The sequence below is a fragment of the Coprobacter tertius genome (assembly GCF_024330105.1).
Lineage (GTDB): Bacteria > Bacteroidota > Bacteroidia > Bacteroidales > Coprobacteraceae > Coprobacter > Coprobacter tertius.
On the sequence record NZ_JANDHW010000004.1, the window covers coordinates 86,057 to 109,794 of the forward strand.

Genomic DNA, 23,738 nt, shown 5'->3' on the forward strand with positions numbered 1-23,738 from the left:
ACAAATGAATTTAGAAGAAATTGGAAGTTTAATTGAAAAAAAAAATAGAAACCCTAATATTTAAGAATAAAAAAAAAATCAATTACTATAAATAATTTATATTTAGACAAATAAATATCAATTACTTTTTAATCATCTGACTCGAAACAGCATTCTATAAAAGATTAGCATCTTCTCACAGACTATGTTCACACATAAAAAAAACTCCATATAATTCTATTATTTATATGGAGTGAAAAGATCGAGCAGTCAGTCCCTCAAGCATTCAATTATATAGGTAAAGCTATCGGCTCGATAATAGCCTAAATTATATTCCACCGGATTATTATTAACATCATAAACAAATCTCTTACGCAACAACACCGGATCTCCCACTTTAATTTCGAGCTTCTCCGACAGAAAGGAATCAGCAACTAATGCACTTATCTCTTCTTTAGACTTATTTAATATTACTCCTTTATCTTTCTCTATAATATCATATAAAGGACGAGTAAAATCCTCATCTCCAGTAAGCTTTAAAGACGGGTTAAAATAAGAAATAAAATATACGAAAGGGAAATTAACTTTGCCCCGTAACCGTTCGAGAACTAATAACTTTTGCTCAGGAGAAACTTCAAAAAGAGAGCAAACCTCTTCACTGGGATACTTACGTCCGATATATAATTCGAAATTACAAACTTCTATTCCCAAAGCCTTCATTTCTTGAGAAAAACTCATCCAGTTTTTAGCGCTGCTCAATACACCCTTTTTCACAACTCGGGTGCCGAATCCTTTTTTACGAACCAACAAACCCTCAAATACCAATTTATTAATGGCTTGGCGTAATGTATTGCGGGAAATATTCAATTGTGCCGATAATTCTATTTCATTGGGCAATAATTTTCCCTTCTGATATTCCTCTTTTTCGATAAGTTTGCGCAACAAACTTTCTGCCTGCAAATGCAAAGGAGTAGAACTATTGTGATCAATATTCAGATTCATAACACATTACATTAAATATATTTATCAATCATTTGTTTAGTACATATCACTGAACAAAGGTTCCTTATCTGATTATACAGAAAGTTTAAACCTCTGCAAAGATATATATTCTCACTTTTAAAACAAAATATTTTGATTAATAGATTTTGTTCGTATATTTGCACAATCTATCAAATGTACATACATATAAAATAAAAACTATGATACGTAAATCAAATTACGATAAATTCCCGGCTACAAAAGTAGATGGTATTCTTATTCGTGGATGGGAAAACATAATAGATGAGTTACAAAAAAATATAAACACCGGAAATTACACCATTGTTTTCGACTGTTATACGGGAATTTACGAGAATGAAATTATACGGGAATTAAACAAATTATCTCCCGAATTATTCATAAATACACGCGATCTTTTTAAAACGCAAGAAGAAATATACGCAATGACACGCCCTTTTATGACAGAAGATGTACTTTTCGGACATTTAAGCTGTCTGGGTATAAACGATTACTTCGATACCGGGAAACTCGATACCGCCCGGGAAAAAGTACATAAAACAAATTCTTTAAACATTATATTCGGTACGGGAGCCTATTATGCAATTCCAAAAGCCGACCTTATTATATATGCCGATATGGCCCGTTGGGAAATACAACAACGGTTCAGAAAGCACGAAGTAAACGCATTGGGAATCGATAACCGTGCCGATGCCGTTTCTCTACAATATAAAAGAGGATACTTCAACGACTGGAAAATATGTGATGAATATAAGCGGTCATTATACGATAAAATAGATTTTTGGGTAGATACGCACATTGCAGACGATCCCAAAATGATCGATAAAAAAACTTTTTTTAATGGAATCGAATCTACCGTCGAAAAACCTTTCAGAGTCGTACCGTTCTTCGATCCTGCTCCCTGGGGCGGTAAATGGATGATAGACGTCTGCGACCTTCCGAATAACAAGCCCAATTACGGATGGTGTTTCGATTGCGTTCCCGAAGAAAATAGCCTTTACCTGAACATAGATGGAATAAATTTCGAGATGCCATCGGTAAATGTAGTATATCTCGAAAGCAGGAAATTATTAGGTGAAGCCGTAGAGGCACGATTCGGAAAAGAATTTCCCATCCGTTTCGATTTTCTCGATACAATCGGGGGTGGAAATTTGAGTTTACAGGTACATCCTACCACTCAATTCGCACACGAAGCATTCGGAATACACTACACTCAAGACGAAAGCTATTATCTTCTCGATGCCGAAGAAGATGCATGCGTTTATCTGGGAATAAAAAACGATATCGATCCCGAAAATATGATCGACAGTCTTAAAACTGCACAAAAAGGAGATTCTATTTTCCAAACAGAAAAATATATAAACAAATTTCCAGCCCGTAAACACGATCATTTTTTAATTCCTGGAGGAACAATTCACTGTTCGGGTGCAAATTCTATGGTTTTAGAGATCAGTTCTACGCCAAATTTATTTACCTTTAAGCTCTGGGACTGGGAAAGACTCGGACTCGACGGAAAACCTCGTCCGATTAACATCGAACGGGGTGAAAAAGTGATCGATTTTTCCCGCGATACGGCTTATGTGAAAAACAATCTCGTAAACCAGATCACAGAGATCGCTAAAGGAGACGGATGGAAAGAGGAAAAAACAGGATTACACCCTAACGAATTTATAGAAACCCGTCGTCATTGGTTTACCAAACAAACTCCTCATCATACCGGAAACAGCGTTAATGTGCTGAATCTGGTAGAAGGAGAAGAAGTCATCGTGGAAAGTCCCCGCAAAAAATTCGAGCCATTTATCGTACATTATGCCGAAACATTCATTATTCCTGCGCATATCGGAGAATACACCATTACACCGCACGGAGTATCGAAAGGTAAAATGTGTGCTACGATAAAGGCCAGTGTAAGGATATGAACCACAAAAAACTATAACTATGTACAATTACGACGAACGCATTGTGATGACTCTCGATGCAGGCGGCACAAATTTCGTTTTTTCAGCCATACAAGCCAATCGGGAAGTCGTTACCCCCATCACATTACCGTCTCATGCAAATAATCTTCAAGAATGTCTCAAAACTCTTGTCGAAGGATTCGAATCGGTAATCAAACTTTTACCGACTCCACCCGTAGCAATCAGTTTCGCCTTCCCTGGCCCCGCAGATTATGTCAACGGAGTAATAGGAGACTTGCCCAATTTCCCCTCTTTCCGCGGCGGTATTGCTCTGGGACCGTATTTACGATCTCGGTTTAATATTCCTGTTTACATCAATAATGACGGCAATCTATTCGCTTATGGTGAAGCACTGGCAGGCGCATTGCCTTCTTTGAATAAAAAGATAGAAGAAGCCGGGTACAAACGCAGATACCGTAACCTACTGGGTATCACACTCGGAACAGGTTTCGGAGGAGGTGCCGTTATCAATAATATATTGTTAACCGGAGATAACGGATGCGGCGGAGATGTATGGATCTTCAGAAATAAAAAATATAAAAATATGATTGCCGAAGAAAGCGTAAGCATACGAGCAGTCATAAGAGTTTATGAAGAAAAAACCGGGGAAAAACATCCGGGAATTACCCCTAAAGACATCTTCGACATCGCTGAAGGAACTCAAAAAGGAGACCAAAACGCAGCCAAAGAAAGCTTTGCCGAATTAGGAGAAATTGCCGGTGACGTTATTGCACAGGCCGATTCTATCGTGGACGGAATCGTTGTCATCGGTGGGGGGCTTACCGGAGCATCCCGGTATATTATGCCCTCTTTAGTAAAAGAAATGCAACAAAGATTTTCAACATTTGCTGGCGACAGTTTTCCTCGTATGCAAACTTCGGTTTATAATCTCGACGATCCTGAAGAAGCCGAACGTTTTCTCGAGTTGAAAGAAAACACGGTAAAAATTCCTGGTGGAAAAGAATCCGTACCTTATCTCCAAGATATGCGCATCGGTGTTATTACCTCTGAAATAGGAACGAGCAGGGCTATTTCTTTAGGAGCATACGCTTTTGCCCTTTCCAGCATAGACGCAGAAGAAAAATAAAAAATACCGTTTTTATTATAATACAAAAAAAGGAATCCTTCGGGATTCCTTTTTTTGTATTATAATTTCTCAGAAGATTACTTGATAACACCCAAGTGTTTTCCAACACGAATAAATGCGTCGATACAAGTATCGAGTTCTTCTTTTTTATGTGCAGCAGACAGCTGAACACGGATACGAGCTTGTCCTTGAGGAACAACAGGATAATAGAAGCCGGTCACATAGATTCCTTCTTCGAGCATTTCGGCAGCAAAAGTCTGCGATAATTTAGCATCATACAGCATAATAGCACAAATAGCCGATTGTGTCGGTTTAATATCGAAGCCTGCCGCCATCATCTTCTCACGGAAATAAGTCACATTATTTACCAAAATAGTATGCAACTCATCACTTTCGTCAAGCATCTTAAACATTTCTATACCGGCTCCTACTACTGCGGGAGGCAATGAATTAGAAAACAGATAGGGACGAGAGCGCTGACGCAACATATCGATGATTTCTTTACGTCCGGTCGTAAAACCACCGACAGCACCACCGAATGCTTTGCCTAATGTACCGGTATATATATCGATACGGCCATAAACATCGAACTGTTCGCTTACACCATGACCGGTTTTACCGACAACACCAGCCGAATGGCATTCATCTACCATAACCAATGCATCGTATTTTTCAGCCAAGTCACAAATTTTATCCATGGGAGCTACATTTCCATCCATAGAGAAAACTCCGTCGGTAACAATGATGCGGAAACGTTGAGCCTGAGCTTCTTTCAAACAACGCTCGAGATCATTCATATCGGCATTTGCATAACGATATCGTTTTGCTTTGCAAAGACGCACACCATCGATAATAGAAGCGTGATTCAACGAATCGGAGATAATAGCGTCTTCTTCGGTGAAGAGAGGCTCGAATACGCCCCCGTTAGCATCAAAACAAGCCGCATATAAAATCGTATCTTCCGTTTTAAAATAACGGGAAACCGCAGCTTCGAGTTCTTTGTGGATATCTTGTGTACCACAGATAAAGCGAACCGAAGACATACCGTATCCTCTCTTATCCATCATTTCCTTCGCCGCTTTTATAAGACGGGGATTATCGGACAAACCCAGATAATTGTTCGCGCAAAAATTCAACACTGTTCCTTTACGCTCAGCTACCTGTATGGCAGAACTTTGGGGGGTAATTATCGTACGCTCATTCTTGTAAAGACCGTTTTCCTTAATCGACCCGAGTTCAGCCGAAAGGTGTTCTTTCATTTTTCCAAACATAAGATACTGGTATTAAAGATTCTTTAATTTTAAATGTTTTATCATATCTACCGTCATAGAAGACAGGTCGTACTCGGGCTTCCATCCCCATTCTTCACGGGCACAGGTATCATCGAGTGAGTTAGGCCACGAATCGGCAATACTCTGACGCAAAGCATCTATTCGGTATTCCATTTCAAATGTAGGAAAATGTTTTTTAATTTCAGCATAAATCATCTCCGGATCAAAACTCATCGAAGCGATATTGAACGAATTCCGGTGTATCAGCTTAGCAGGATCGGCTTCCATCAGCATAACGATCGCATGCAAAGCATCGGGCATATACATCATATCCATAAACGTGCCGGCCTTAACAGGAGTATAAAATTTCTCTCCTTTCACAGCCGAATAATAAATATCGACAGCATAATCGGTCGTTCCACCTCCCGGAGGTGTCACATAGGAAATAAGTCCTGGGAAACGTACCGAACGCGTATCTACACCAAAACGATGGAAATAATAATCGCTCAACAGTTCACAGGTTACTTTACTCACCCCATAAATCGTTTGTGGACGCTGTATCGTATCCTGCGGAGTTTTATCTTTGGGTGAAGACGGTCCGAAAGCTCCGATAGAACTGGGTGTAAATACCGCACAATTCTTTTCACGGGCAATTTCGAGTAAGTTCAACACTCCGTTTATCTGTATGTTCCATGCCAATACGGGACGTTGTTCGGCTTGAGCCGACAAAATCGCCGCCAGGTTAAAAATACTATCGATGTGGTATTTATCGACAATTGCCGCAATTTGTTTAGTATTCAAAACATCGGCTTCTTCCAGAGGCCCACCATCACGTAAACATTCTGGGATGGAAATTCCGGCAATGTGTCCGGCTACCACATTGTCACCACCATAGAGAGAGCGCAGTTTTACGGTCAACTCAGATCCGATCTGGCCTGTGGCTCCAATTACAAGTATCTTCTTCATTTTACCAAGTTTAAGGATATTATTATCCTGTTTCTTTTATTATTATTTGTTTTTTGTGTAAAGCAATGTTTCACCGGAGTTACTCAACGATGGGGGGACACAACCATCCGATACACCACGTTTGAGATTTGGAGTAGAACTCATTACAAAACGTATCTTCGCACCGTCTTTTATATCGTCGTAAGTAAAATACGATCTATCGAGTTCCTTTCCATTCAGGAATACTTTATCTACATATACATTCTTTTCCGACCAATTTTCGGTAGTCACTTCTACTACCTTTCCATTGCTCATTCTCATCGTAACAGCCTCGAGTGCCGGAGAACCGATATTATAGACATTGCTGGATGGCGCTACCGGATAGAATCCCATACAGTTAAAGATATACCAAGCCGACATTTGCCCGCAATCGTCATTACCACTCAAAGATCCGGGTTCATTACCATAGAAATTATCAACAATCGTACGTACCCATTTCTGGCATTTCCACGGTTGTTTCAAGTAATTATACAAATACGTAATCTGATGACAGGGTTCGTTGCCATGCCAATAAGCACCTATACGCCCCTGTATATCATGTGCACCGGGAATATCGTCGGGCAACTCCATTATAAACATAGAATCGAGTCGGGCGGCAAAATGTTCTTCTCCCATCGCATTGATATATCCCTGTACATCATGAGGTACATACCAAGTATACTGCATTGTAAATCCTTCGGTAATATCTCCCCAACCGTTTACAGAACCAGGGCCCTGATAAGCTATCGGAGCAAATGGTGTACGCCATTCACCTTTACTATCTCGGCCTCTCATATATTTAGAAACCGGGTCGATCAGATTCTGATAGGAAAGAGAACGATTCAAGAAATATTCATAATCTTCCTTCTTACCCAATTTTTTAGCAGCTTGTGCGATACAATAGTCGTCATAAGCATATTCGAGTGTTTTCGAAACAGATTCTTTTTCTTTATCGAAAGGAACCCATCCCAAAGAATCATACTCGGGAAGACAATCGTAATTAGGATTCATGGCTGTACGTTTCATCGCTTCGTATGCCCTTTCATAATCAAATCCTTTTACGTCTTTCATAATCATATCAGCCAATACCGATACCGAATGATAACCGATCATACACCAAGTTTCGTTTCCGTAGAACGACCAAATCGGCAACATATGTTCAACGCTTTTATCGTAATGCGCGAGCATAGAATTGGCAATATCGGCGTTTACCCCCTGCTGTACCAGATTAAATAACGGATGTAAAGCACGATAAGTATCCCATAAAGAGAATACCGTCATATTGGTAAAGCCTTCGGCCGTATCGATATTCTTATCGAGTGCACGATACCGATTATCAGAATCCTGGAATATAAAGGGATGCTGGAATGCATGATAAACCGAAGTATAAAATGTTTCTTTCTGTTTTTTATTTCCTTTTATCGAGAATTTATTCAATTCTTTATTCCAAAGTTTTTCCCCTTTTGCCTTCAGCGATTCGAAATTCTCACCGTCGAGCTCTTTCATATTTGCCAAAGCAGAAGCTGTACTTACTCCCGAAATCGCAGTTTTCACATACACCGGTTCTTTATCGTCGGTCTTAAACCGCATCCAGAATTTTACATTCTTACCCCAAGTTTCTTTCGAACTGCGGAAACGATTGGTATTATAAATCACCGGAGAATTATTCAACATTATACCGGCCTGATCCAAAGGTTTAGAGAATACTGCTGCAAAATAAATGTGGCGTTCCGGCCCCCATCCTTTTACCAATTTATAACCGGTAATCGTTGAGTCGTTTTCGATACGCACATTCGCCCATTCACAAGATTGCCACAGTGTATGGTTAAGATCGATCATAATAAAAGAACTATCGCTCTGCGGATACGTAAAACGGAATATACCGCTACGTAACCCCGAAGTCATTTCGGCTTTTACACCATAATCGAGTAAATCTACCCCATAATAATTGGGGGAAGCCCATTCCTTGTCATGTGAATAACGGGAACGATATCCCGAATCGGGATTTTCATGTGTACCCGGAGTAAACTTAATCTCCCCTGTTCCCGGAACAAAAAGGAAGTCCCCCAAATCGGGGATTCCCGTTCCGCTCAAATGAGAAAGACTAAAACCGAGTAAAGTCATGTGATTATACTTATAACCCGAAGCGGCATCGTAATAATCGAAATCGGTATCGGGGCTCATTTGTATTCCTCCAAAGGGAATCTGTGAACCAGGATAAACATTCCCGAAACCAGAAGTACCGATCATGGGATTTACATATTGTATCAAGTCTTCTTCAGCCGCAGCCGTTTCGGTTCCCCGAGTTCCGGTACAGGCACTCAACAAAAGCACCTGAGCACCGATAATTATATGTCTAAATTTAAATAGCACCATAATTTCATAAATGAGTGTTATCAATCAGATTAAATATCGCCCATCGCTTTCTGGTATTCGTTCCAGAGATTTTCTACAGTATATTTCTCGTTATCTCCGAAAATATGCTTAAAAGCTCCCTCGAACGACCAAGGTATCACCTCAAGAGCCGAGCGATTAAATTTACGCAAAAAATTCTTATCTTTATTCTCTGCAATCCAATTCAAGAAAAAACCTGTCGTACGGTATCCGCTGGTCCAGGTTCCGCCTTTAGGACGATCTTTCGCAGTAAAACATCCATTGGCTACACGTACGGCATCAGCCATACCCTCAATGAATGCCCAGTATATTCCATGATCACCATAGGTACCACATCCCTTTGGTTCGAGTTGATACGCATGCGTCAATTCATGATAAAGTACACCACGGGTTTCATAGTCTAACTTAGCCGTATCGTTATTAGCGAAGCTTTTTTCGATCCAGCGTGTACTGTAAACAATTCCGATCGTCTTGCCCGATCCGCTTTTTGCAGAAATACCGTCATAATCTTTCAAAGTATATATGATCGTTTCGAGCTTGGGAATACTATCTTTGGGCGAGAAATAAAGTGTCTGCAATACCCGTTTGGCATTCTCGGTTATATAAGACGAAGGATCGGGGATAATGTGTTTATATATTTCAGAACCGGCCGTATTAGGCGACACATCCCGAAAATCGACATTCCCTACAAAATATTTACGCCACTGCTTCTCGATAGGAGCCGGTTTATGAATATCTTTTTTTTCTTTATTTTTTGCCATTGCCGGTGTCATCAACATAAGGCAAAGCATCATCGACACTATTTTTTTCATATATTCTGGTTTTTGAAGGTTAAAACTTTCCATCGGTCATAGAATACGGTTTCGTTTCAGATGAGATCCCTCTTTTCTTATTCGGTTTAGACGACATCTCGAAAACGATTTCACCGCCATTCATAAGGTCTTCATGAGAAAGATACATTTTATCGTAATTCTTTCCATTGAGTTTTACGCTCTTCACGTAACGATTTTTATCACTAACTTTAGGAGCTTTTATTTCGAAAATTTTGCCATTACCCAATTTCACTTTCATATAAGGTAAATATGGGGCTCCGAGTACATATTCATCCGAACCCGGGCATACCGGATAAAATCCCATTGCCGTAAAGATATACCATGCAGACATCTGTCCGCAATCATCATTGCCACATAAACCGTCGATATTATTTTTATACATGCGATTCATAATTTCTCTCACCCAATATTGAGTTTTCCAGGGTTGAGAACTCCATGCATACAAATAGGCAATGTGATGACTCGGTTCATTTCCATGTACATAGTTACCGATTAGCCCTTCTTTTGTCACATCTTCGGTATTTTCATAATATTTTGCAGGCAGTTCCATTACAAACAATGAATCGAGATTGCTGATAAATTTTTTATCACCGCCCATTGCAGTAATCAATCCGTTTACATCATGAGGAACATAGAAAGAATAATTCCATGAATTACCTTCGATAAAACCTTCTCCATGTGTATTTAACAAACTGAAATTCTTTTTCCACTCGCCATTTTTATATTTAGGACGAGCCCAGCCCAAATCCCGATCGAATACGTTACGATAATTCAATGCTCTTTTTGCATATTCATCGGCCACTTTCTTATTCCCGGCTTTTTGTGCCATCTGATATATCGTCCAGTCGTCATATGCATATTCAAGCGTTACCGACACGGCACTACCATTACGATCGAAAGGGACATAACCATATTGCATATAATCTTTTACCCCCTCATAATAAGGAAGAGTAGAACTGCTTACCATTGCCTCGATAGCTTTCGAAGCATCTACATTTCCTCCTTTTACATAAGTATCTGCCAAAACAGGAACCGCATGATAACCGATCATACACCAGTTTTCGTTCCCCATCAAAGACCATACCGGAAGAGCCTTGTGTACACTTTGTTCATAATGTTTCAGCATAGACTCTACCATATCGGCGTTACGCTGCGGATGAAGTACATTAAATAAAGGATGCAAGGCACGATAGGTATCCCACAAAGAGAAAATAGTATAGTTGGTAAAACCGTCGGCCTGATGAATATTATGATCGAGACCACGATATTGGCCATCTACATCCATATAAATAGAAGGGTTAATCATTGTATGATACAACGAAGTATACAACATCGCCAACTGGTCGTTATTTCCTTCAGCTTCGATCAGATCGAGATCTTCTTCCCATTTAGCTTTAGTACGTTCAGCCAATTGATCGAAATCAAGCCCGGCTGTTTCCGCTTTCAAATTTTTCAGAGCACCGTCGGTACTTACTGCCGAAAGAGCGACTTTCAATTCCAATGATTCTTTGTCGGCCATATCGAAATCGAAATAAGCGACTACCTTACGGCCTGCAATTTCAGGGAAATTATGATTCAAATCGAATTTACGCAAAAAACCACTGTACAACACCCTTTCTTTATCTACATATCCATAATTTTTGATAGGCTTAGATAAAGAAATCGCAAAATAAGTATAATTGGTACGAGCCCAACCGTTAGTAATACGATATCCTGTAATCAGCGTATCATTTTCTACACGTATAGTCGACCATAGAGTTTTTCCATCATAATTATATATACCATGTATCAGGTCGAGAATAATATGTGCATCTTTGCCTTTATTAAAAGTATATTTATGCACACCAACCCGCTCGGTTGCCGTCAACTGAGCTTTAATATCATAATCGTCTAAAACGACTTCATAATATCCGGGAGTACATTTTTCGGTATCATGAGAATAGTTAGACCGATAGCCATTTTCGGGATGATCGCTCGTACCCGGATTCAACATCAGTTTTCCTACCGTAGGCATAATCAGTACATCTCCTAAATCGGAGTGACCCGTACCGCTCAAATGAGTATGGCTGAATCCTACGATCGTTTTATCACGATGTTGATAACCGGCACAATACTCATACACTTTTTTCTGATAAGCTCCATTCACATTTTGCGGAATCGTATCGGTATCCGGACTCAACTGTACAATACCGAAAGGAGCACATGCTCCCGGGAAAGTATGCCCCATACCGTTCGTCCCGATAATGGGGTTTACATAATCTGTAAGTCCAGACTGTGCAAATAATGCACAGCTGAACATACAGAGAGATGATAATATTAAACGTTTCATTTCTTGCACTTTAAATTAAGGAATAAATGTAATGACGCACTGTAAAAATTTATTTCTCGTTAGATAATGAATACGGGAAATCTTCTGCATTTATACCTCGGTTGTAATTAGGCTTACTATCCATCACTACTTTTATCTTAGCGCCTTTCTGAAGGTCGTAATAGTTAAGATAATTTTTGGTATAATTTTTTCCGTTATATTTCATACTCTTGATGTAACGATTTTCCTTGCTTACCTCAGGTGCGGAAATTTCAATCGTCTTTCCGTTTTCGAGATGAATTTTTGCATTTTTAAAATAAGGAGCACCGATTACATACTCATCCGAAGCAGGACATACAGGATAGAATCCGAGAGCCGTAAATACATACCATGCAGAAGTCTGTCCGTTATCTTCATCACCACAATATCCGTCGGGAGTAGCAAAATAAAAACGATCCATAACTTCACGCAACCAATACTGAGCTTTCCAAGGTTCACCGGCATAATTATACAAATAAATCATGTGCTGGATAGGTTGGTTACCATGTGCATAGTTACCCATATTCATAATTTCCATCTCACGTATTTCATGAATTACACCGCCATAATAGCTGTCATCGAAAATAGGAGGCAAACTAAAAATAGTATCGAGCATAGCGACAAAGCGGTTTTTACCACCCATCAAGTCAACTAAACCTTGAATATCATGAAATACCGACCATGAATAATGCCAGCTATTTCCCTCTGTAAATACACCACCCCATTTGAAAGGATTGAACGGAGTTTCGAAACTGCCGTCAGCATTTTTACCTCTCATGAGGCTGGTTTCTTTATCGAAAAGATTTTTATAATTCAAACTACGTTTTTTATAAAGTTCGATTTCTTCGGCCGGACGATTAAGTTTTTTAGCCACCTGATAGATACACCAATCATCATAAGCATACTCGAGCGTACGGGCAGCACTTTCATTGATTCCCACATTACAGGGAACATAACCCAATTTATTATAATAATCGTATCCCATACGACCGGTCGAGCCTACACGAGGATGTACATGGTTAGCACCGTACACCATGCCTTCGTATAATTTATTGTAATCAACCTTCGTAATACCTTTCAACAGAGGATCGGCCACAACCGATGCAGAGTTATTACCTACCATACAACCACGATGACCAGGGCTTGCCCATTCCGGGAAGAAACCGCTTTCAAGATAGGTATTCAAAAGTCCTTCCTGCATTTGTTCCGCCATAGTCGGATATACCAAATTCACAAACGGGAAAAGACAACGGAAGGTATCCCAAAAACCAGTATCTGTAAACAAATGTCCCGGCAATACTTTTCCGTTATACGGACTGTAATGTACTACATTTCCTTGTGCATCGATCTCATGGAACATACGGGGGAAAAGAACAGAACGATAAAAACAAGAATAGAATGTGCGCAAATGATCTACATTATCGCTTTCTACTTCTACACGGCTCAATACATCATTCCAACGATCTTTAGCCGCCATTTTTACCTGGTCGAAAGACTGATTTCCAATCTCTTTCAGATTCAGTTCAGCCTGCTCGGGACTGATAAAAGAAGAAGCGACCTTAGCATGTACTTTCTCTCCTCTTTTGGTAGAAAACCCGATTGCGGCCCCTACATGATAATCACTCAACTCCGTTTTTCCATCAACTACAGAATACTGACGAGGTTTACCACGTTCTTCACGAGTAGCACTCCATACTTTTTCAACTTCGAAAGGTTTGTCGAAAACAATTACAAAATAATTTTTGAAATTTTGAGGAACACCCCCGCTGTTACGAGTAGTATAACCTACGATTTTATTTTCTTCGGGAATAATTTTCACATAGGATCCACGATCGAAAGCATCTACTACTACATAAGATTTATCTTTCTCGGGGAAAGTAAAACGAAAATAAGCACAACGTTCGGTAGGTGCTATTTCGGTCGTCATATCATACTCAGAAAGATATACACTGTAATAATACGGCTTAGCGACTTCGGCTTTATGAGAAAACCACGAAGCACGATCATTTTCATTAATCTTAAGTTCGCCGGTAACTGGCATTATAGAAAACTGTCCGTAATCATTGATCCACGGACTCGGCTGATGAGTCTGTTTAAATCCTCTGATCTTATCAGATGCATACGTATATGCCCATCCATCACCCATACGTCCGGTTTGAGGCATCCAAAAATTCATTCCCCAGGGAAGGGCAATGGCGGGATATGTATTACCATTCGATAACGATATTTTAGAATCGGTACCCATTAACGGATTTACATAATCTACTACATTTTTTTTCTCTGCAGCCCTGGCAAAACCTACACATCCCAGGAAAATCAACAAGGTTAATTCTAGCTTAAATCGGTTCATTCGTCTTAGATTTTATATAGTTACTATTATAGACGACATTTACTCATAAAAACCTTCACACAAAATAAGATTTTACCTTAAAAATATACCCTCTATTCCGATGTTCCTGTTTTTATTTCATAAATATCAATCGTTATTTACCTTTATTTAATTAATAATCATTCTTTTACAATCTGTATATATGACCACACCATCTCTGACCGATGATAATTGATATAAGTAAACTCCCGCCGGAAGAGTGGTATTCCACCGATACGTATTCAGGCCGGCCTGAACCGCACTAAATTCCATTTCGGCCTGACGACGACCAGAGATATCCCATACCGTAAGTCTTACCGGAAGATTACCGTCGGGCACTGTATATTCTATACTGGCACTTCCCGCAACAACCGGATTCGGATATATCCCCTTCAGAACAAAATCTTTATCGACATCAGCGGGAATAATACTTTGAATATCGGAATTACCATATACTTTAAACTCGTATATACGAGCAGCATTATTCATACGATCGGCTTTCGTTATCAATAAACGTACTTTTTTTGCTAAGAAAGGTTCGACACTGCGGATCGTATGATTATCATAATTATCTACAACAGCATCTACATCAATCCAGCCGGAAGGGGTATATTTTTGTAACGCAAAATCGCTGGTAATGTATCTCGAACTTTCACTTCCGGCATGCAAAACCTCCCATTCACAAATATAGGCCTCTTCTTCCAACTCCACTTCGAGCCATTTATCATCCGATCCCGTAGCACACCATTTGGTAAACACATCGTTATCGACAGCATAAGCAGCTTGTTCTGAATCATTTACTTGCCCTGAAGCCAATACTCCTCTTATTTTTAACTCTTTCCCGCATCTTTCCTCTTCACCTGAATCATTCAAACTCACCTTAGGGATATCCATCAATTCTACGGCAGGTTTTGTATCTTCATTGGCATTATCAGATACGGTAGCAGCAAATATAACAATATTTTCATCATCTGGCAATTGCAACTCACACTCTCCCTGTGGCAAAGATATAACATACTTGTAAATATACACAAAATCATACGACTCATTTTTATCTGTAGCACCATTATGACGGTGTGTACAAGTAGCAGCAATACGATCGGTTTTAAAATAACCTGTCGTAAATTCACCCGCAACCTGAGCTACGAATTTTGTAAAATATTGTATGTCGATATCCTGAGACTGTCCGTTTAAAATAAAACGAGCTGTTTTTCCAGCATTGTCACCGGTAGCTGCCAACAAATACAAATAAGAGCTGTTTCCATTAGAATTAAAATGCAATGTTTGTCCTTTACAAGCAACAGCATTGTTTTCTCCGTCAGTTGTAGGCCCCATTGTAAAACGTACACCTTCAGATTCCAATTCGGCAGGAATAAGTTCTGCTGGATACGATAAGCCGGAACCACAAAAATCTCCATCCGATTTATTATTATCGGTACTGATTACATCCACATTATAATCGAGTGTAACGGGATACGATTCGGGAGTTTGTAATACCGGAACGTCATTCCCTGAAGCAGCTAACTTCACGGCAAATGTCTTAGGCTTGAATTTAGTAGTGGAAAAAGTAAGTTTATTTCCTTCGAATACAGCTGCACCGATTGTTTCTTCCACTCCATTTGTTTCTTCTGCGGAAATAATGTTTGCCGGGAAAATAATTTCTACATTATCGGCATCTTTACCGGCCAATTCATATATACGAACAATATATTCGTCACGATCTTCTCCTTTCTTAAATGCTCTGATAGCAACCTGATCGGTATTTACCGACGCCATAGATATTTCGTCATCGGTACCGGAATGTACCGGAGCAACAAACGTCAGCATCGGCTGATTAAGACTAGCAGCCTCCCACTGCGTATCAGCATTACTCCAGTTATTTTTATGACCATATATCGAATAGGTAAAACGATGATAACCCTGGTCCTGATATTTCTGGTATCCGTATCCTCCCTCATTAGGAGAATGAATCAGAGTAAGACGTATCGTATTATCGTTAGTTTTATCCCAACCATATTTACAATCGTTGAGAACAGAAACACCATAACTTCCCGATGTCCCGGTAAGGTCTGCCCACTGATGACCGGATACTTCATAAAGTTTGTCGTTCATATTCCCCCTTTCTATAGCGCCTAAACCAAGATCGAATGTAGCTTTAGGATTCGATTCGGTAAAACTGAAAGTTGCTTTTAATAAAGTGGTCAATTCATGCCATTCTACTTCGTTTTCACAATCGATACGTTCGGTTTCTCCTGCATTATACACACGTATATATTGAATAAAAATAGAATTATTCTTGGTGCGTTCAACTTTTAATGTCGAACGTAACGGTCCGTTTTCTGCAACCGAAACTTTTACATTTTCATCTACATAACCCAAAGTTGCATCCTCCAACAAATCTTCATACAGGATTTCCCAAGAAGGAAATGTAGAGTTATTATTTACAGCATCGGTCGACAATCGTAAACGCACGGGAGAATCGAGCAATTCTTTATTCGAACTTTTCTTATCAATTATAGATGAAATATCTCCGTTAGCATCTAAAGAAACAATGTACTTGTCATTTTCTATCTTATCCTGAGATACTTGTGCTGTAGCGATTGATTCCGCGACATCCGACATTTCTGCATGATACACTTTCATCCCCAACGAAGGAACGTCTGCCAGAAAAAGAAACGTAAGCTTCCCATTCTCGAATTCGACAATTTGTGAAAGAACGCTATTTCCTTCTGCATCTTTCACGACTACACTTTCAGGACGAGAGGCGGCATCTATCGTTACAGTCGCCACTTCATTACGACGTTTCGATAATGGATTAAAAACAACAATAGGAGTCCCCACCCCTTCGGTATTCAACGTGCGGGTAACCGCACCAACACTGTTCAATAACACATTAGAGAACTGATTCTGTGCAATCGCTTCATCATTCCAGGTATAAGTATATGCTTTTGGAATAGAGGTTCCTGTAAGATCATCATGAAAATGATGCCAAAGAACCCGTGTCCAAGCATCAGTAAGTTTATCCGAATCATAAGATTTACCACCTAACCAATCGGCCATCACCGAACTTTTTTCAGCAGCTTCTGCCAAAAGTTCATTTTTTCGATTCCAGCGTTTTATCGTAGATTGAGACGTATAACAACCGACACCATGCTGTTTCATAACCAGTTCGTTTTCCCAAACCGGCAAATTCGAAACAGCTGTCGGGTTTTCGAGTAAATCATTAAAAAACTGGTCACTCGATGCCGATATAACTTTCACCAGACCGTTTGCTGCTACATTTTTTTGCAACCATTGTAGAGATTGCTCATCCGGAGCTCCGCCCCGGTCACTTCTAGGACCATAATAACGCGGATACCACGATAATCCGTATTTCTTTTTATTATCGTTTATTTTATTAATGATCTCTTGATCATTTGTCAGATCTTTCCAAAAATAACTTTGTTCATCATATGCTCCCATATTCAGCAAAGCCGGGATTTGTGATCCATCTACTCCTTGCCACATACAAATATCATAAGGAATCCCATAAGCACTTCCCCATGTCAATTTTTGGGTATGAAAGCCAACAATACCGCAATGAGCGGCAACCGAAGGTAAATTATAACCGAATCCGAAACAATCAGGCAACATAATATCCCGATTGTACATATCCCCGAACTCCCTCTTATAAAAAGATTGTCCGAAGAGAAAATTCCTGATCAGCGATTCAGACGAGGGAACATTTACATCACCTGCATCCACCGAGAAACCACTGACACGCCATCGCCCATCGGCAACATATTTTTTTAATCTCTGGTATTCTTCAGGATAATACTCTTTTGTCCATTGATATTTTATAGACCCCTCGAAATTAAATATATAATCGGGGTATTTTTCTAACAGATCGAGATTATCATGTACGGTATTCCATAAATATTCATCGATCGTTTGTTTTACCGTCCAGTTCCATTGTGTATCGAGATGCGAGTCGGCGACCAAATACAATTTGTTTTGTGCCTGCATTGCGGGCACAAAACAAATTATAAAGGAAAACAGACAGGCAAAACCTGTGTATCTTCTCATGAGTTTATTATTTAATAATTACTGTTTCTCTAACCGGAGCTGTTCCGTTACCTAAATCCAGAACTACAATATAAATACCGGTCTGTAAAATCGATCCTGTAGAAATCGCATTCCATTCGTTACCGGTATGATGACGGTCGTAAACCAATATCCCGGCCGGATTATAAAGTTTTACACGATTATCAGGATACTTACTCAAGTCATAAAGTAATTCAGAAGCAGACTTTACCGTAATATCTTCGATACCCAATTCCTCGGTATTTACATGAGCAACATTCGTATAATCCGATACATTTTCTGCATTTACCGAACGTAAGCGGTAATAATAATCCCCCGATGCAAGATTCTCATCGAGATAAGACAGATTTATCGGATCTATATCTGCTATCTTCGTAAACGATGCCCCATCCGTAGAACGTTCCAATTCAAAATGATCTACACTATTAAATGGAGCACTCCAATCGATATAAGCAGTTTTCTCATCTTTCATCCGAACTTTTAAATCCGTTGGATTTATCGGATAGAATTTCCCCCACAATTCTAATTCGGCGATACCGACAGAGTTCATTATCTTCGACTTTATGCTAAGCTTAAATTGAGAATATGAAACTGTACCCGGCAAATCAACCGTTATACCATTTTCAGTATAAACCGGAGAAGTCTGTTCATCTATAGCCACCCAATTTTCACCATCATTAGAACCGTATAATACCCAGCTTTTAGGCTGATAACCTAAACTGGAGTCTACATATACCGTATATTTACTAAGAATAGCCGAGTTTTCGTCATTTTTATAAATGATATCGATATTTTCCGACTTAGTAACACGATAAACGGTCGAGGTATTTCCATCGGTCAAATAAGAAATATTGTTAGCTTCCGGTTCAGAAGTAAGTGTTCCTCCGGCCTTCAGTATATTGGTTTCTTCATCGGGTTCGGCATAGGTTAACTGAGGATAGTCACGTTGTGCCTGTAATAAAGACATTTCCATTTTATCCGTCCATCCGAACGCATCCTTCGCAAATCCTTTCACACTTTCTCCGGCCGCAGCACTCATAAAATGAATCAATTCTCCGATTGTACCGTTACCTTGTAACTCCATATTTTTCTGCTTGTAATTCTTTCCTAAAATATCGAAGAAAGTACGATATACTTCCCACCCCCCATATTTAGCATAAATCGGATACATAAAACCGGCATACCATTCAGAACCTGCATTGGGGAAATCAGCATAATGCGATCCTTTGGTCATATACTCTTCATGCCAGCTTTTAGCACGTTCGGGATTCATAATAGAGAATACTGCATATTGAAATATTTCGGCATATTTACTATCGCCCCATACGGCATAGAAAGGAGAATTTTTCCTTCCCGAACCAATACCTTCCACAATATGAAATACCTCATGAGTAAGTACATCATATTTAAATCCTCCAGTTTCGGCACGAGTCCAGTCCCAATCTTTATTAATGGTAACATGTACGATATTACGATATTTCTGATCATGATCACGATAGTGGAACAAACGGCCCAAGCCTCCCCCATCGGGGGTTTCATGAAGAACAATAAATAATCTGGGATCACTGAAAATTTCTGCACCACCCATCAATTGTTTCATCGTCTGCCACATTTTGGTAAACGGTTCATAAGTCCATTCTACATTACCGCCATCTGCCAAAATATTATCATCATCCGGTAAATAAATACCAATATCATCATTACTATATACTTTCGTCAAATTTCCTTCAGGATTACCATCGAACACAAAATCGGGCCAAGTATCGGGCCATTCGTCGCCTTCGGTGGTTGTCGTAACGACATTGGAGAAGTCCGAATCACCTTCATCATTTACAGCACAAACCCGGAAATAATAAGTAGTATTAGGTTGTAAATGATAAGGATACCACGCAGTCGTATTATCCGGTGTCTCATAAACTCTATCGAGTGCCGTCCAATCTTCACCATTTAATGATTGTTCTACACGGAACGAAGTTTCATTATTGGAATTATCTTCCCAGGTAAGCTGAAGGTGATTAAATGTACGCGGATTAAGTACCAGATTGGTAGGAGCCTCCGGTTTAGATACCGGAATCGCAATCGGATCGATATCGGCATATAACCCCCATTCGGCTAACTGCGTAATATTTGCACCTTGATTATCGGTTATGCTGAGACGATAATATTTGTATGCTTTATCGTTATCGATCGTATATACATTAGTTTGAAAGCGGCCACCGAAATACTGATCGGTCTTCTGGTCGATAGTAAACCAGGCGGTTCCGTTTTCCGAAGCTTCGAGCGACCAAGCTTTCGGATCACGTTCTTGCGCGTCATTTGCCGAAGTTATCGTATATTGACAAACGACAAAAGGCTCCTGAAGGTTTACTCTTACCCAGGTATCTTTAGTACGCGACAAATATTTGGTAAACTTATCACCATCCATTACCATTTCCACTCCTTCAGCTCCTGTCGTACCATTCTTATCGGTTACAGAATAGGTACGGCCGTAAGTAACCGACGTTTTCAGTTCGACCTCTCGTGTACGTATCGGTTCGGAAAGAGCATAATTAGAGTAAATTCCACCATTACCGACTGCACGTACTCTATACATACAACCGATACCAGCCGAAATATCGGAATCTTTAAAAGTCGTAACATCAGCCGATACCGACCCTAATTTTACGTAATTTTCAGAATCGTAAGAACGTTCGATTTCGAAACTATCTTCATTATCCGAATTATCCCTCCATGCAATCGTAACAGTCCCATCTTCTTCAGAACGGGCTCTTACATCAGAAGGAACAGCCGGAATCTTTTTTTCTTCGCCATAAACGCGCCATTCGTTCAGTTGGCAACTATTTCCGCTTTTAACAGAAGAAACCGTTAAACGAAAATAAATATATGGTTGTCCGTCACTCGACGGAATGAATTCTCTTGTTTGATTTGCAGTAAAAGACTGGAAAGACAAAGAATGTAATGTTTTCCATTCGTTACCGTCTTTTGAAACTTCAAGTTTCCAGGCAGTAGGATATGTTTTAGTATCATTCGATGATGTTATCGAATATTTTTTTACTTCAACCGCTTTCGGAGATTGAAAAACAATTTGAGTAGATGTAGGGAAAGTATAAGTCGTCGACAGATCATTATCTGTAAGATTAGCGAGATTTGTAGATACCGACGATATCATCGTTCCTCCTTCTAAAGAGAAAATATCAGTCAGATCATCAGCCGCCCATAACGAAACCGGGAACAGCATCAGTATCGCCATCATCAATTTCAAGTGTAAGTTTCTTTTCATAGTAATTTTCTTAAAGATTAATACCTTATAATAAAAATATTAATAAACAAATAAGGTGCTGAAAAATTCAGCGCCTTATTTGTTATTATTCATATCCGATTATTCAGACATCCATCCGGTATTCTGTCTCATCAACGGATTACGGTTGATATCAGCCTGCGGAATCGGGAAGAGATTCATACGTTCGCTGTAACTACGGGTTTCGAACGGTTTTTTAATATAGAAACCATCGTATTCTGCACGGTCATAAGAAAGGCCATAAGTATCGCCTCCTTCACCACCTCTATGATACGTCGGATATACCCAACCATCACCTTGAGCCATTCCGGCAACTTTCCAACGACGAACATCGAAGTAACGTTGATTATCGAATGCCAATTCGATCGTACGTTCGCGACGGATTACATTCATTATAGAAGTATAGTCCTTATCGATCTGTATGCAAGTTAATCCACGAGCATCTGTTGTACCTGCAGTAAAGCTATAACCCGGGATTCCGGCACGTGCACGTATCATGTTTACATAATCGATCGCTGTTTGATATTGATCGGATACTCCAGAACTAGCCTGAGGAGCGATACCCCGATTCTGACATTCCGCTAAAGTTTCAGCATAGTTCAGATAAATTTCCGGCAGACGGATCAAAATGATATTACCTTCAGCGGCAGTCCATGCTTTAGATGTAGCAGCTTTACGTACAACATATCCGGTACGAGAATAGTCATTCGATGCAGCATCCATACCTGAATTACCATCACGAGCCAAACCTGTATAAATCGTAGCATCAGTAGCTAACCATTTCTGATTGTTGAAAGTAATGTCGGCATAAAAACGAGCTTCACGGTCATAATATTGAGCCAAGACGTCTTTACCGGTTCTGGCAGCAATATATGTTCTTCCCGTAATCGGGTCATTATATCCTTCACCATATTTAAGATAATCATAAATATCGTCTCCCAAATCGGTATTCAAAGGATAATCGGGATATGTACCGTCAGCAATCCAATCATCGATACGACGACCATCTTTCATAAAGTACAAATCTACCATTTCCTGAGTAGCATCTTTACCGGTACCACCTTTATAGCTACCGCTTGCACCTTTATGATAAGGAGTCATATCATAATAGAATACACTATGAGCACCATCCTTACGATAAAGAATCATTTCAGAGTTAGGCGTTACAGATTCCCAATATACAGCAGAACGAACCGAATTATACGGATCGACTTTCTTCATATCCGTTACAGCTTCACCATTGGCATCCAAAGTAACGAGTTTATAATTGGTATACGTTTTCAGGAAATCACCGGCATAATTACGGGCTTTTTCCCATTTCGTATTATCTTCTGTCTGCGGGAATAATTGTTTTCCGTCGGCATTAACCAATGATCTGTAAAATGAATTACCATTGAACAGGGGACTGGCTGCATATAACCAAAGTTGTGAACGAACAGCATCTACAATATCACGGTTGATATGACCTACCAAAATAGGGGTAAATTCACCACCGCTATGAGCGACACTGAGATTACCGCGTACAGCAGCCAACTCACTATCGATAAAGCTGATACATTCGTCAACGCTATTTCTGGGTAAATTCATTTCCTCATTCGTAGCATCGGCAGGATATACCTTGTCGAGGATTACGAAAGGTCCGTATATTTTGAAAATCCAGAAATAATAGATAGCACGCAATGCTCTGGCCTCATTATAATACTGAACTTTCAGTTCATCGGTAAGTTCCGGATTTTTATTTACGTTTTCCATAAAGATACCTGCTTTAGCAATACCTTTATAGTATTCGATCCACCAACGGTTAACCCAACCTGAAGTTGCATTTACCGCACCATTATTCACCTCATTCGAGTTTACACCCGACCAGGTAAATTCAGCTTCACTACTGGCTGCAGTCCATACACCCACTGTACTACCACCTTGACGTTGGTTATGTTCATCGGGAATGTACGAATATACATTAGCCAGGAATTTTTCTGTCAATTCTTTGCTTTGGAAAACCGACTCAAGGGTCATACGTTCACCGGGAACCGTGTCGAAATAATCGTTACACGAAGCGGTAACCAGTAACAATCCTGAAAGCAAGGCTACTTTTATCTTGTTTTTCATTTTGTCA

At 39.7% G+C, this 23,738-nt stretch carries 12 protein-coding genes; 2 read left to right on the forward strand and 10 right to left on the reverse strand.

Features of this window, described 5'->3' with window-relative positions; genetic code table 11:
* Positions 1–249: 249 nt before the first annotated feature.
* The gene (locus NMU02_RS05270; protein WP_255026577.1) at positions 250–975 is read right to left on the reverse strand and encodes a GntR family transcriptional regulator; all 726 of its coding nucleotides are present in this window, start codon (positions 973–975) and stop codon (positions 250–252) included.
* Positions 976–1,184: 209 nt separating this feature from the next.
* On the opposite strand from NMU02_RS05270, the gene NMU02_RS05275 reads away from it, so the two are divergent.
* Positions 1,185–2,918, forward strand: coding sequence for a class I mannose-6-phosphate isomerase (locus tag NMU02_RS05275; RefSeq protein WP_255026580.1), 1,734 nt, complete (start codon positions 1,185–1,187; stop codon positions 2,916–2,918).
* Positions 2,919–2,937: 19 nt separating this feature from the next.
* A complete protein-coding gene (locus NMU02_RS05280; RefSeq protein WP_255026324.1) occupies positions 2,938–4,044 on the forward strand; it encodes an ROK family protein in 1,107 nt (368 codons plus the stop codon).
* A gap of 77 nt (positions 4,045–4,121) precedes the next feature.
* On the opposite strand, the gene kbl is transcribed toward NMU02_RS05280, so the two are convergent.
* From kbl to NMU02_RS05325, 9 genes are all read right to left on the reverse strand, one after another.
* Entirely contained in the window at positions 4,122–5,315 is a 1,194-nt protein-coding gene (gene kbl / locus NMU02_RS05285) for a glycine C-acetyltransferase (RefSeq protein ID WP_255026325.1), read from the reverse strand.
* Between the two features lie 12 nt (positions 5,316–5,327).
* On the reverse strand, positions 5,328–6,281 hold the full coding sequence (locus NMU02_RS05290) for an NAD-dependent epimerase/dehydratase family protein (RefSeq protein WP_255026327.1): 954 nt from the start codon (positions 6,279–6,281) through the stop codon (positions 5,328–5,330).
* A gap of 42 nt (positions 6,282–6,323) precedes the next feature.
* On the reverse strand, positions 6,324–8,675 hold the full coding sequence (locus NMU02_RS05295; protein ID WP_255026328.1) for a GH92 family glycosyl hydrolase: 2,352 nt from the start codon (positions 8,673–8,675) through the stop codon (positions 6,324–6,326).
* A gap of 29 nt (positions 8,676–8,704) precedes the next feature.
* Positions 8,705–9,505 carry a basic secretory protein-like protein gene (locus NMU02_RS05300; RefSeq protein ID WP_435522013.1) on the reverse strand — a complete coding sequence of 267 codons (801 nt, stop codon included), beginning with the start codon at positions 9,503–9,505 and terminating at the stop codon, positions 8,705–8,707.
* A 19-nt stretch (positions 9,506–9,524) separates the two neighbouring features.
* A complete protein-coding gene (locus tag NMU02_RS05305; protein ID WP_255026329.1) occupies positions 9,525–11,855 on the reverse strand; it encodes a GH92 family glycosyl hydrolase in 2,331 nt (776 codons plus the stop codon).
* 49 nt (positions 11,856–11,904) lie between these two features.
* On the reverse strand, positions 11,905–14,223 hold the full coding sequence (locus NMU02_RS05310; protein WP_255026331.1) for a GH92 family glycosyl hydrolase: 2,319 nt from the start codon (positions 14,221–14,223) through the stop codon (positions 11,905–11,907).
* Positions 14,224–14,370: 147 nt separating this feature from the next.
* The gene (locus NMU02_RS05315) at positions 14,371–18,306 is read right to left on the reverse strand and encodes a beta-sandwich domain-containing protein (RefSeq protein ID WP_255026332.1); all 3,936 of its coding nucleotides are present in this window, start codon (positions 18,304–18,306) and stop codon (positions 14,371–14,373) included.
* A 7-nt stretch (positions 18,307–18,313) separates the two neighbouring features.
* A complete protein-coding gene (locus tag NMU02_RS05320) occupies positions 18,314–21,604 on the reverse strand; it encodes a discoidin domain-containing protein (protein ID WP_255026333.1) in 3,291 nt (1,096 codons plus the stop codon).
* Between the two features lie 99 nt (positions 21,605–21,703).
* Positions 21,704–23,731 carry a RagB/SusD family nutrient uptake outer membrane protein gene (locus NMU02_RS05325; RefSeq protein ID WP_255026334.1) on the reverse strand — a complete coding sequence of 676 codons (2,028 nt, stop codon included), beginning with the start codon at positions 23,729–23,731 and terminating at the stop codon, positions 21,704–21,706.
* Between the last annotated feature and the right edge of the window lie 7 nt (positions 23,732–23,738).